This is a genomic window from Prevotella heparinolytica (assembly GCF_004342845.1).
Lineage (GTDB): Bacteria > Bacteroidota > Bacteroidia > Bacteroidales > Bacteroidaceae > Bacteroides > Bacteroides heparinolyticus.
Genome location: NZ_SLXB01000015.1, coordinates 63,208 through 76,133 on the forward strand (window position 1 = coordinate 63,208; position 12,926 = coordinate 76,133).

11 protein-coding genes are annotated in these 12,926 nt (G+C 51.1%); 6 read left to right on the forward strand and 5 right to left on the reverse strand.

Annotated features, from left to right (window positions below):
* Window positions 1-54: 54 nt before the first annotated feature.
* From EV202_RS08685 to EV202_RS08695, 3 genes are all read left to right on the forward strand, one after another.
* The gene (locus EV202_RS08685) at window positions 55-2,184 is read left to right on the forward strand and encodes a cation:proton antiporter (RefSeq protein WP_131926738.1); all 2,130 of its coding nucleotides are present in this window, start codon (window positions 55-57) and stop codon (window positions 2,182-2,184) included.
* A 94-nt stretch (window positions 2,185-2,278) separates the two neighbouring features.
* A complete protein-coding gene (locus EV202_RS08690) occupies window positions 2,279-3,040 on the forward strand; it encodes a tRNA threonylcarbamoyladenosine dehydratase (protein ID WP_106069847.1) in 762 nt (253 codons plus the stop codon).
* 7 nt (window positions 3,041-3,047) lie between these two features.
* Window positions 3,048-3,710 carry an ABC transporter ATP-binding protein gene (locus EV202_RS08695; RefSeq protein ID WP_131926739.1) on the forward strand — a complete coding sequence of 221 codons (663 nt, stop codon included), beginning with the start codon at window positions 3,048-3,050 and terminating at the stop codon, window positions 3,708-3,710.
* A 60-nt stretch (window positions 3,711-3,770) separates the two neighbouring features.
* Here the strand turns inward: EV202_RS08695 and EV202_RS08700 are convergent, their stop codons facing one another.
* The gene (locus tag EV202_RS08700) at window positions 3,771-4,721 is read right to left on the reverse strand and encodes a ComEA family DNA-binding protein (RefSeq protein WP_131926740.1); all 951 of its coding nucleotides are present in this window, start codon (window positions 4,719-4,721) and stop codon (window positions 3,771-3,773) included.
* Between the two features lie 9 nt (window positions 4,722-4,730).
* Entirely contained in the window at window positions 4,731-6,098 is a 1,368-nt protein-coding gene (locus EV202_RS08705) for a sodium-dependent transporter (protein ID WP_131926741.1), read from the reverse strand.
* 103 nt (window positions 6,099-6,201) lie between these two features.
* Between EV202_RS08705 and EV202_RS08710 the strand changes: the two genes are divergently transcribed.
* The gene (locus EV202_RS08710) at window positions 6,202-6,600 is read left to right on the forward strand and encodes a VanZ family protein (RefSeq protein ID WP_131926742.1); all 399 of its coding nucleotides are present in this window, start codon (window positions 6,202-6,204) and stop codon (window positions 6,598-6,600) included.
* Window positions 6,601-6,624: 24 nt separating this feature from the next.
* Here EV202_RS08710 and EV202_RS08715 read toward each other — a convergent pair whose 3' ends face one another.
* Entirely contained in the window at window positions 6,625-7,923 is a 1,299-nt protein-coding gene (locus EV202_RS08715) for a UDP-N-acetylmuramoyl-tripeptide--D-alanyl-D-alanine ligase (protein WP_131926773.1), read from the reverse strand.
* Window positions 7,924-8,500: 577 nt separating this feature from the next.
* Here EV202_RS08715 and EV202_RS08720 point away from each other — a divergent pair.
* A complete protein-coding gene (locus EV202_RS08720) occupies window positions 8,501-8,812 on the forward strand; it encodes a metal-sulfur cluster assembly factor (RefSeq protein WP_106069852.1) in 312 nt (103 codons plus the stop codon).
* 24 nt (window positions 8,813-8,836) lie between these two features.
* The gene (locus EV202_RS08725) at window positions 8,837-9,601 is read left to right on the forward strand and encodes a UDP-2,3-diacylglucosamine diphosphatase (protein ID WP_106069853.1); all 765 of its coding nucleotides are present in this window, start codon (window positions 8,837-8,839) and stop codon (window positions 9,599-9,601) included.
* Between the two features lie 124 nt (window positions 9,602-9,725).
* On the opposite strand, the gene EV202_RS08730 is transcribed toward EV202_RS08725, so the two are convergent.
* Both EV202_RS08730 and EV202_RS08735 read right to left on the reverse strand, forming a co-directional pair.
* On the reverse strand, window positions 9,726-11,126 hold the full coding sequence (locus EV202_RS08730) for an alkaline phosphatase (protein ID WP_106069854.1): 1,401 nt from the start codon (window positions 11,124-11,126) through the stop codon (window positions 9,726-9,728).
* 593 nt (window positions 11,127-11,719) lie between these two features.
* Window positions 11,720-12,916, reverse strand: coding sequence for an acetate kinase (locus EV202_RS08735; RefSeq protein WP_131926743.1), 1,197 nt, complete (start codon window positions 12,914-12,916; stop codon window positions 11,720-11,722).
* Between the last annotated feature and the right edge of the window lie 10 nt (window positions 12,917-12,926).

Genomic DNA, 12,926 nt, shown 5'->3' on the forward strand with positions numbered 1-12,926 from the left:
ATAAAGTGAAAACTTTTTCGTTATTTTGCACTCAATTTCTGAAACTTACAGCCTATGGATTGGTTTGACTTTAGCCTGAAATTCCCGATTACCGACCCTACATGGATATTTCTCCTTGTACTTCTTATCATCTTGTTTGCACCTATGCTGCTGAGCAGGCTTCGCATTCCTCATATCATAGGCATGATACTGGCAGGTCTTGTCATTGGCGAGCATGGTTTCAACATCCTTGTGCGCGACAGCAGTTTCGAACTCTTCGGCAAGGTGGGGTTGTATTATATCATGTTTCTGGCCGGTCTGGAAATGAATATGGGCGACTTCAAGCAGAATCGTGGAAAGGCGCTGATGCTGGGATTGCTGGCTTTTGTCATCCCGATAGGCATCGGCTTGGTGACCAACATTGCGTTGCTGAAGTACGGGGTGCTCACTTCCGTCCTGTTGGCAAGTATGTATGCCTCTCACACGTTGGTTGCCTACCCGATTGTCATCCGCTATGGCGTGTCGCGGCATCGCAGCGTGAGCATTGCCGTGGGCGGCACTGCGGTGACCGATACACTTACTTTGCTGGTACTGGCAGTGGTGGGCGGCCTGTTCAAAGGCGAGTCGGGCGGTTTGTTTTGGATATGGCTGGTGGTTAAGGTCATCTTTCTGGGTGCTTTGATCATCTTTTTCTTTCCGCGCATCGGACGCTGGTTTTTCCGCAGGTACGATGACAACGTGATGCAGTTTATCTTCGTGCTTGCCATGGTGTTCCTCGGAGCCGGATTGATGGAGTTTGTCGGCATGGAGGGCATTCTGGGCGCTTTTCTTGCCGGATTGGTGCTGAACCGTCTGATTCCGCACGTCTCTCCGTTGATGAACCATCTGGAATTTGTGGGCAATGCGCTTTTCATCCCATATTTCCTGATAGGAGTGGGCATGCTGATCGATGTGCATGTCATTTTCAGCCACGGCGATGCACTGAGGGTAGCCGCAGTGATGATTGTGGTGGCGTTGGCGGGAAAATGGATTGCCTGCTGGCTGACGCAGAAAATATATAAGATGGAGGCCATCGAACGGGAACTGATGTACGGTCTGAGCAATGCGCAGGCGGCGGCAACGCTGGCGGCCGTATTGGTGGGCTACAACATCATCCTGCCCAATGGAGAGCGTCTGCTGAACGATGATGTGCTGAACGGTACCGTTTTGCTGATTCTGGTAAGTTGCATCGTCAGTTCGTTCATCACGGAGCGTGCGGCGCGTAAGATAGCCATGGAAGAAGCGCATCCGGAAGAACATCGTTCGGTGGAGCAGGAGAGGATACTGATACCCGTAAGCAATCCGGACACCATTGAGGACCTGATTAATCTCTCTTTGGTGATACGCGACCCGAAACAAAAGGACAATCTGCTGGCCTTGAGCGTGATTAATGATGACAGCAGTTCGGGAAATGCGGAGCTTCGCGGGAAACGCTGTCTGGAGAAAGCAGCCATGATTACGGCATCGGCAGACGTGCGTCTGAGGCAGATAACCCGTTATGACCTGAACATTGCTTCGGGCATTATCCACACGGCGAAAGAGTATAAGGCCACGGACGTCATCATAGGCCTGCACCGCAAGGTAAACATCGTAGACTCTTTCTTCGGAATGCTTACGGAGAGTCTGCTGAAAGGGTTGCACCGCGAGGTGATGGTTTCTAAATTCCTGATACCCATCAATACGATAAGGCGGGTCATTGTGGCCGTACCGCCGAAAGCGGAATACGAGGCCGGCTTCCACAAATGGGTGGAGCATTTCTGCCGGTTGGGCGGCACGTTGGGTTGTAGGGTGCATTTCTATGCCAACGAAGAGACGACGGCCCATCTGCAAGGATTGGTGAAAAAGAAATACGGCCATACGTTGACGGATTTCTCCCGTCTGGATGACTGGGACGATTTGTTGCTGCTGACCGGTCAGGTGAACTACGACCATCTGCTGGTTATTATCAGTGCCCGGCGCGGCTCTATCTCGTATGACAGTTCGTTCGAGAAACTGCCCGGCCAGATAGGGAAGTACTTTGCGAACAACAGTCTGATAGTATTGTATCCCGACCGGTTGGGCGAACCTCAGGATTCGGTATCTTTCTCCAATCCGCGAGGAAATAATGAGTCGCAGCATTACGAGAAAGTGGGCAACTGGTTCTATAAGTGGTTCAGGTCTTCTTGAAAGTACATCGTTCATTTCCTCGTGCGGTATGGAAAATACGATGCAGGAAATAGTGTGTAGGCCGCCATATTTGTGAAATAGTAAAAGACGAAAAATGATAAACGGAACAACTCCTTCCTCCCTCCTTTCGGGGGAGAAATCGGAAGAGAAGCTTTGGCAGCAGAGAACCCGCCTCTTGCTGGGAGATGAAAAGATGGAACGCTTGCGGCGGGCGCATGTGCTTGTTGTAGGGTTAGGCGGTGTGGGCGCTTATGCCGCCGAGATGATATGCCGTGCCGGAGTGGGCAGGATGACGATTGTGGATGCCGATACGGTGCAGCCCACGAATATCAACCGCCAGTTGCCGGCTTTGCATTCCACCATGACGCAGAAGAAGGCCGAAGTGCTGGCTGCGCGTTTCAAAGACATCAATCCGGATTTGGAACTGACGGCGCTGCCGGTTTTCCTGAAAGACGACAATATCCCGCAACTGCTGGACGCCGCCACTTATGACTTTGTGGTGGATGCCATCGATACGCTTGCGCCGAAATGTCATTTGATTGCGGAAGCCATGAAACGGCGCCTTAAAATCGTGTCGAGCATGGGCGCCGGTGCCAAAAGCGACATTACGCAGGTGCGTTTTGCCGATATATGGGACACTTATCATTGCGGGTTGAGCAAGGCAGTGCGCAAGCGCTTGCAGAAGATGGGCATCAGGCGGAAGCTTCCGGTGGTTTTCAGCACGGAGCAAGCCGATGCCGGAGCGGTGCTGCTCACGGAAGATGAGATGAACAAGAAGTCTACCTGCGGCACGGTGAGCTATATGCCGGCTGTCTTCGGTTGTTATCTGGCAGAGTATGTGATAAAAAGGTTGTAGTGGAATTATGATACGATTAGAGAATATAACGAAAAGCTTCGGCAGTTTGCAAGTGCTGCGAGGCATTGATTTGACGATAGAGAAGGGCGAGATTGTCAGTATCGTAGGTCCCAGCGGTGCAGGCAAGACCACTTTGTTGCAGATTATGGGTACGCTCGACATGCCCGATGGCGGTTCGGTGACGATTGCCGGCACGCAGGTCGACCGCATGAAGGAAAGAGAGCTTTCCGCTTTCCGCAACAAGCACATCGGCTTTGTCTTTCAGTTTCATCAGTTGTTGCCGGAGTTTACCGCTTTGGAGAATGTGATGATACCGGCTTTCATTGCCGGAAAAGGACAACAAGAGACAAAGAGTGCCGCAACGGAAATACTCGACTTCATGGGGCTTGCCGACCGTGCCGGGCATAAACCGAATGAGCTGTCGGGAGGAGAGAAACAGCGCGTGGCCGTGGCCCGTGCACTTATCAACCATCCGGCTGTGGTCTTGGCCGACGAACCTTCCGGCAGTTTGGATACGCACAATAAGGAGGAGCTCCACCGGCTCTTCTTCGATCTGCGCAACCGCTTCGGGCAGACTTTTGTCATCGTGACGCACGATGAAGGACTGGCGCAACTGACAGACCGAACCATCCATCTTGTTGACGGGGAAATAAGCAACAATATACCTTGAAGAAGAGGATGTGGAGAAACTGTTCTGACATTCTTTCGGCTTCCGCATGCAGGCGTTGGCTCATTCAAAACATACGTAATGGCTGATTCGCTCCAAGTCGGTTTCCGAGAACTCTTCATAAAGCGCGAAAGGTTTCAGGTTGCGTAGCGTTCCGTTCTTCTTTCGGTACTCCACGAATGCTTTGGCTTGGTAGAAGTTGATGTAGGGGTGGCTGCGTAGTTTCTCTATGCCGCTCCGATTCAGATTGATGGGACGTATCTTCTGAGGATCCACACGAAGCCATGATTGCAGCGGACGATAATCCAGATGGATGTCTTGCAACTGCTCTATGCGGTAGAATCCTCCCAGACGTTGCCGATAGCCGGTTATCAGGCGGGCGATGTGGCTGCCTATGCCGGGAATCTTCTTCAATTCCGTGGTGTCGGCAAGGTTCAGCTCCACAACAGTGCCTGCGGGATATTTGTACTGAATGTTTTTGGTGGATGCCGTGCTGTCACGCCCGGTAAGGAGCAGTGGGATATGGCGCGTGTCTTTTACCGTATCTTCGGGAGCGATGCGGATATAGGGCAATAAAGCTTGGTATTGCTCTTCCGTCAGTCCGTAGATTCTTCTGAAATCTTCTGCCTTGCGGAACTTGCCTCCTTTTCTGCGATAGTGCAGGATGTTGTGTGCCATCCATTCCGGTAATCCCAGTTGACGAAAGAGAAGGGAATCTGCTCTGTTAGGATTGAAAGGAATCGGACTGAGAGCCGGAGAACGCTTCGCCGGATAAAGCGTGGTGGAACGTTGCTTCCATTGCGGCTCTTTCTCTTTTACGGAAGTAAGAAACGCTTCATATTCTGCCACGGCAGCAGCCTGCTTCCGCAGTTCTTCGTGAGAGAGGGTGTGCTGCCGTAGATATGGATAAAACTGTCCGGTAAGGAAGATGAGGATGATTCCGGCTGCCAGAACCAGTATGCCGCATCTTTCTCCCCGGGAGAAATAGAAGAAGTCTTTGAATGGGTTTGGCATCAGTGTTTTCTATTTAAGCAAGCCCAGTTCGTTGACGAAGATGAACGTGATGCCTATCGGTGCAACGAACTTCAGAATGAATATCAGTAACCGGTAGATATATACCTTCAGTGTGCCGTTGTTGCTGATTTCCTCGCGTACAATCTTTTTGTCTATGTACCAACCCATGAAGACCGAGATGAGGAAACCGCCCGCAGGCAACATGATTTTGGCTGTGACAAAGTCGAACAAGTCGAACAGCGTCAGTCCGAATATCGTGTACTCCTTGCCCACACCTAACGAAAGAGAACAGAAGATGCCTATAAAGATGCAGCCGCCTGTGACCACCTTTGCCGCCTTGCCGCGCGTAAAGTTGAACTCTTCGTGCAGGTAGGCTGTTGCCACCTCGTGCAGGGAGATGGTGGAGGTCAGCGCAGCCAATGCCAGCAGGATATAGAACAGCATGGAAAGCACGATGGCAAGCCCCGGCATACTGCCGAACGCTTGCTGAAACACATTGGGCAGCGTGATGAACAGCAGGCTGGGCCCCGCATCGGGCTGAATGCCTACGGAGAATGCTGCCGGAAAGATGATGAAGCCCGCCAGAATGGCTACTACCGTGTCGATGGCCGCTACATTGAAAGCCGTCTTTGGCAGATTCGTATCGCTTCGGAAGTAAGAGGCGTAGGTGCACAGGCATCCCATGCCGAGGCTCAGAGAGAAGAAGGCTTGTCCCATGGCTCCCAGCAGCACGTCGGCATCCACCTTGCTGAAGTCCGGCTTCAACAGAAACCTGATGCCGTTGCCTGCTCCGGGCAAGGAGACGGAACAGAACACAAGCACAATCAGCAGGATGAAGAGCATCGGCATCATGATTTTGGCCGATTTCTCAATGCCTTTCTCCACCCCTTTGACGATGATGAAGTGTGTGGCGAGCAGGAAGAGTATCAGCCAGAGCGCGGGACGCCAAGGGTTACTGACAAAGTTGTCGAAAGAAGCGATGAAGTCGGCTGCCGACTTCCCGGCAAAGCTGTTGGTTGCCGCCTCCACGATAAACTCCAGTGTCCAGCCTGCCACTACGGAGTAATAGCCCAGTATCAGGAAGCCTGCCAATACGCCCATTCTGCCCACCCATCGCCATGATGTGCCGGGCGCCAGTTTCTGATATGCGCCGGCAGTATTGGCCCGCGAACGTCTGCCTATCAGGAATTCGGCTATCATGATGGGGATTCCCAAAAGGAGTACGCATGCCAGATAGATAAGAATGAATGCGGCGCCTCCGTGGTTTCCCGTTTCGTATGGAAACCGCCAGATATTGCCCAAGCCGACGGCTGAACCCGCAGAAGCGAGTATGACACCTAATTTACTGCCGAAGTTGACTCTGTCGTTTCTTGTCATAAATGTGCCTTTTTCTTTCATTTCTTTATAAATGCTTGCTGAAACGCGCAAATATAGAAAATGTTCCGTACTTTTGCACGCAATCCGTTTATTAATTGAGAATATGCTGTATTATTTTGTCAGGAAATATCCGTTTTCGCTGTGTATTATTCTGGCGGTGATTTATTTATCTTTCTTCAAGCCGCCTGCCACGGAGCTGGATTATATTTCCGGTTTGGATAAGGTGGCTCATGTCTGTATGTACTTCGGCATGTCGGGTATGCTGTGGGTGGAGTTCCTGCGGGCACACCGCAATGATAATCAGCCATTGTGGCATGCGTGGATAGGGGCATTGGCATGTCCCGTTCTGTTCAGTGGGGTGGTGGAATTGTTGCAGGAATATTGTACGACGTATCGCGGAGGCGATTGGCTGGATTTTGCGGCCAACACCACAGGAGCGGTGCTGGCATCGCTGATAGCTTATTTCATCTTGCGGCCGATGATGATGAAGCCCGGCAAATAAACGGATTCGGGTTGAGGCAAGCGGTTACAGATAGTCTGTCACGCTGCTCAGTTTTATTCCGTTCGAGCCTTTTATCAGGATGGTCTTTCCGCAAGGTTTGTTTTCTTGCAATGCTGCGATGAGTGCCGTTGCGTCCCGATAGTCCGGATAGGTGTGGCGGGTGGCGGCAAACAATTCTCCTACAAGCACCACATCCTCGAATCCGCACTCTTCCAGATAGTCCACAATCTTTTGGTGTTCTTCGGCACTCTCTTTTCCAAGTTCGCGCATGTCTCCCAATATCAACATTTTATTTTCGGCCTGCATGTTGCCGAAATTGCCGATGGAAGCCATCATGCTGGTGGGGTTGGCGTTGTAGGCATCGATAATCAGAGTGTTGTCTGCTGTTTTTCTCAACTGCGAACGGTTGTTCCGGGGCGTGTATTCGGCCAGTGCCTTGTCCGTCTTTTCAGCGTCCGCACCGAAGAACCGTCCGATGGTGACGGCCGCAAGGGCGTTGGGGAAGTTGTATTCGCCGATGAGTTGCGTCTGCACCTCGTGCCACTCGCCGTCTTTGCCGGCTCTCCACTCGAAGGTTAAATAAGGTGAGTTTCCGGTGATGCGTCCGTTGACGTAGAGGCCTTCTTCCGTGCCGTAGGTAACTTGTTTCAGTCCGCGAGCCATCTCCATCAGATAGGGGTTGTCGTGATGAACAAAAACGGTTGCATTGCCCCGTCGGCGCAGGAAGTCGTACAGTTCTCCTTTGGTCCTGATTACCCCTTCCAAAGAGCCGAAACCTTCCAGATGGGCTTTCCCCACGTTGGTGACGATGCCATAATCAGGTTCGGCTATCTCCACCAACTCTTTGATGTCGCCCGGATGACTGGCTCCCATTTCGATGACGGCAAGGTCGTGCCGTGACTGCAAGCCGAGCAGGGTGAGGGGCACGCCGATATGGTTGTTCAGGTTTCCTTGCGTGTAGAGGATGTGGTGGTTTTGCGACAGCACGGCGGCTATCAGCTCCTTGGTGGTTGTCTTCCCGTTGGTGCCGGTGATGCCTATGATGCATGTGCCCAACTGCCTGCGGTGATGGTTGGCCAGTTGTTGCAGGGTGCGTAGGCAATTCTCCACTAATATATAATGTGTATTGCCGGCGGGGGCGTATTCCGCTTCATCCACCACGGCGTAGGCGCTACCCTGTTCCAGCGCTTTGGCGGCGAAGGCGTTTCCGTTGAAGTTTTCGCCTTTCAGGGCGATGAAGAGCGAGCCTTGCGGACAGTTGCGGCTGTCTGTGCTGACGCAGGTGCACTCCCGGAAAATACGATAGAGAGAGGTGATGTCCATAATCATTGTTGCATGGTTTCTTAATCCGGTGCAAAGATAGGCTTTAATTTGCTGCGTTGGTTTTGTCCGGGCGGAAAAAATGCAGGGCGCTTCGGCTTTGCCGCATAGACGTGTGCCACCTTCTCTTCTCCGGAATCCGCGATGAGCCTGAAACCCTTGTGTCCCGTCGCACGGGTATCTCTGTGTGCGGGCGGCTGAAAACGGCCGGAGTTCGGCATAAGGCTCCGGATATGTGGCTCGTCCGCACAAGAAAACCTTGTCGCCTGCAAAAAAAGTTCGGCGCTTCCTTATCCAAAGCAGGAAGAGATTAGGGCGAAAACTTCATCGCAAGGCTTGCGTTGTATATCTTGCGCCTTGCGATATACATCTTAGCGCTTGCGATGTATAACGCAAGCCTTGCGATGAAGAATGCTTCCGTTGGAAGCGGAAGTTTTCAGGCAGGAGTCGCCAACTTTTGGAAGTCATCCCGCCAACTTCTTTTCTTGCCGTCGAACTCAGGTTAGAATCAGGCTCCTTTTGCAGTCTCGATTAAAATCTTTAGCTTTGTATCATTAAACCAAATCATCACCAAACGAATATGACCAAGTTTGAAATAGAAGAAAAGATAGTTGCCATGCTCAAGACGGTGTTCGACCCTGAAATACCGGTAAACGTGTACGACTTGGGACTGATTTACAAGATAGACGTGAGTGACGACGGAGAAGCCGTTATAGACATGACGCTGACCGCCCCAAACTGTCCTGCGGCCGACTTCATCATGGAAGATGTGCGCCAGAAGGTAGAGTCTATCGACGGACTTGCTTCCGCCACCATCAATCTCGTTTTCGAACCGGAATGGAACAAGGACATGATGAGTGAAGAAGCCAAACTGGAACTGGGTTTTCTTTGATTAACGGATAATGAACAGATGATAATGAAGAATGTATATTTCCTGTCCGATGCCCACCTCGGTTCCCGGGCCATTGAACACGGACGAACTCAAGAACGCCGGCTGGTGAACTTTCTGGACAGCATCAAGCACAAGGCTTCTGCCGTATACTTGCTGGGAGACATGTTCGACTTCTGGTACGAGTTTCGCACCGTAGTGCCTAAGGGCTACACGCGTTTTCTGGGAAAAGTGTCCGAGCTGACCGATTTGGGGGTTGAGGTGCATTTCTTCACCGGCAACCACGACCTTTGGTGCGGCGATTATCTGGCCAAGGAGTGTGGCGTCATCATCCATCGCGAACCGCTTACAACCGAAATCTATGGAAAAGAATTTTATCTTGCCCACGGTGATGGTTTGGGCGACCCCGACAAGAAGTTCAAACTGCTTCGCTCCATGTTTCACAGCCGCACGCTTCAAGTACTTTTCTCGGCTTTGCATCCGCGTTGGAGCATGGAGCTGGGGCTGAACTGGGCCAAGCACAGCCGCATGAAGCGCATAGACGGGAAGGAGCCCGAATACATGGGAGAAAACAATGAATATCTGGTGCTATATACCAAAGAATACCTGAAAAGCCATCCCACCATCAACTACTTCCTGTATGGGCATCGCCACATCGAACTCGATTTGATGTTGAGCGCCACAGCCCGTGTACTGATTCTCGGCGATTGGATAAACTATTTCTCGTATGCCGTTTTTGACGGTGAAAACCTTTTCCTCGAAGAGTTTGTGGAGGGAGAGACAAAGCTGTAATCCGGCAGCTTGCTTTTACCGGCTTATATTATAAATATTGAAAAGACGGAGACACGGAGACTTTATTTATCCATAAGGATTCCAAGTCTCTGCGCCTCAGTCTTTCCCCATACCCGATTTCCGGTTACTTGTATCCGCCGGCTTTGGCTATGCGCTTCGGAATCTCCGTGTTGTCCATCTTGCCCATGAACAAGTTGGAACCTGCACCTATCGCATATACAGGCACGTATCCGGCAGTGTGGTTGCCACTTGTCCATCCCACCATTGCAATCTGGCTCATCACTTTACGGGCTGCGGCGGCAAGCGGTTCGGTCTTGGAGTAGAGACTCTGCTCGAACACTACATGCTTCTTCACGAAAGACTCCTCATATTCATCGCGTAGCATCTTCTCCTGTGCCCACGTCAACGGCAGCTCTTTCCAGAATCCCATTTTCTTGGTGAGCAGGGATTTCACCTCTTCCCAACCGACGGGACGGTTCATCTTGCGCAAGTCGGTGATGGAACGCGACAATACTTCTTGCGATTCCTTCTGGTTGGCCAGCGACTTCAGTTGCAATTCATACTTGGCAGTGCCCAAACCCAGTCCGCCGGTTTCGTGGTCGGCCGTAATCACAATCAGCGTTTCTTTGGGATGCTTCTTGTAGAAATCGTAAGCCACTCTGACGGCATTGTCCATGTCCACTACCTCGTTGAAGGTCGTGGCGGGGTCGTTGCTGTGGCAAGCCCAGTCTATTTTTCCGCCTTCAACCATCAGGAAGAAACCTTTGTCTTTGCCTTTGGTCAGGAAAGAGATGGCGCTTTCGGTAATCTCGGCCAAGGTCAGGTCTCCCTCTTTGCGGTCGATGGCATAGGGCAAACAAGAGGGTTCGGCGCCCTCTTTCTGGATAAGTATCATTTTATCGGCTTGGGCTGCTTTGGACTTATATTCATCAAGCCCTCTGGCAATGGTATAGCCGTTTTCCTCAAAAATAGGGAAGATGCTCGGAGCTTCTTTCTTGTCGGCCGTTGTGGTGGGCTTCAGGAAACCGCCGCCTGCATAGAAGTCGAAGCCGGCCTTGGGCAGGTCGAGGGCTATCTCATAATACATGCTGCGGTTGGGCTGATGGGCGTAGAATGCGGCCGGAGTGGCATGGTCCACACTGACGCTGGTTGTAACGCCTACTTTTCTGCCGGCCTTCTTGGCCTTTTCGGCCACGGTTTGCAGAACGCTCTTGTCATCGTCCAGGCCGATGGCGCCGTTGTAAGTTTTCTCTCCGGTAGAGAGCGCTGTTCCGGCGGCAGAAGAGTCTGTCACTGAGTTGGTGGCCGAGAAAGTCGTAACAACGCCGGATACCGGGAATGTGGTGAACAACAAAGGCTTTATGCCGATACGTCCTTCCTGTTCGGCCAAATACATTTCCGTTCCGTTTACTTGGTTTACTCCCATTCCGTCACCAATGAAATAGAATACATACTTTGCCTGCTGGGCATAGGTCATGCCGCTTGTCAACAGTGCAAAAAGCAATACATACATCAATCGTCTCATAAAATATATTTATTTAAAGTTACACGAAAGCGAGCCGACGTTTTAGAATCCGCTTCTTTACACGAAATTCGCCTTTTGCTTTCCGGCTCTCGTTTCAGAGCCGAAAAAGAAGGTAAAAGAATGCCGGATGATATTTAGACAGACTCTAAGTAGCAAAGGTAGGTATTTTAAATTTCTTAGAAAACAGTTTGCCTCTATAAAATGCCATAAAAGGCTTGATTTGCTAATCGGCGTGTGTTTTTTATCTTTTATTGACCGGTTCTGCTAAACGGTTGATACTCCCGGCTCGTATATTGTCTTTGTTATTCTGCAATCTCTGTTCGGGCTGTGCGGACATATGTTCGCACGGCGCGGATATTTGTCCGCAGGTTGCGGATTTGTGTTCGCACGGTGCGAACAGAGATTGGTATTGGCTGAGAACAGGTTTGTTCTTTGCTTCGCATGATTTTTCTTTATGGAATCACGATGTCTTTTCTTCAAACAAAAAGCCTACTCCTTATAAAGCCGGACCTCCGCAGTCCGGCTTTATAAAGGGTAGGCACATATGTTAAGAGATACCTCTTGAGTATTCTGTCGGAATCACTTGTTCCGCATTACTTCTGCAAAATAGTCATCGTATCGGACGCAATCATCAGTTCTTCGTCGGTTGGGATTACCACTACCTTGACTTTGGAATCGTCGGTAGAGATTACCTTCTCCTCGCCACGAACCTTATTCCTCTCGGCATCCAGCTTTATGCCCATGAATTCCAGGCCTTCGCATGCTCCCCAACGGGCAGTGGCCTGATTCTCACCCACTCCGCCGGTGAATGCGATGATATCTGCACCGCCCAATGCTGCCGCATAGGCACCGATGTATTTCTTGATGCGATAGAAGTACATATCTTCTGCCAGAATGGCTTTCGGGTTGCCGGCTGCTACGGCATTCTCCAAGTCGCGCATGTCGCTGGACTCGCCGAAGATGCCCAGCACACCGCTCTTCTTGTTCAAGAGGTTGGATATGCCGTTTGCATCCAAGCCCTCCTTTTCCATGATAAAGGACACGGCTCCTGCGTCGATGTCGCCGCTGCGTGTTCCCATCATCAGGCCTTCGAGCGGAGTCAGCCCCATGCTGGTATCTATGCACTTGCCGTCTTTGATGGCGCTGATGGAGGCGCCGTTACCGATGTGGCAGGTGATGATTTTCTTTCCTTGCGGCTCTACTCCCAGAAACTCGCAGACACGTTGCGATACATAACGGTGGGATGTGCCGTGGAAGCCGTAACGACGTACGCCGTATTTCTCGTAGAGTTCATAGGGAACGGCATATAGGTAGGCATGTCTCGGCATTGTTTGGTGGAAAGCCGTATCGAATACGCCGATTTGCGGAACATCGGGCAAGATGGCCGATATGGCGTTCACACCTTTCAAGTTGGCGGGATTGTGAAGGGGGGCCAAGTCGTTGCAAGCCGTGAAGGTCGCCAGAACTTCAGGTGTCAGCCGTACGGATTGGCTGAACTTTTCGCCTCCATGCACCATGCGGTGACCTACGGCATTGATTTCGTCCAATGACTTGATGGCCCCATATTCCGCATCGGTCAAGGTATTCAGGATGAATTCCACGCCCACGGTATGTTCGGGAATATCTTTCGTCAACACTTTCTTCTCACCACCGGGTAAGGTGAATTTCAGGAACGAGTCCTTTAAACCGATTTTTTCAATGCCTCCTTGTGCGATAACTTCTTTTTTGTCCATATCAAACATTTTGTACTTGATGGACGAGCTACCGCAGTTCAATACTAAGATTTTCATATTACTATGT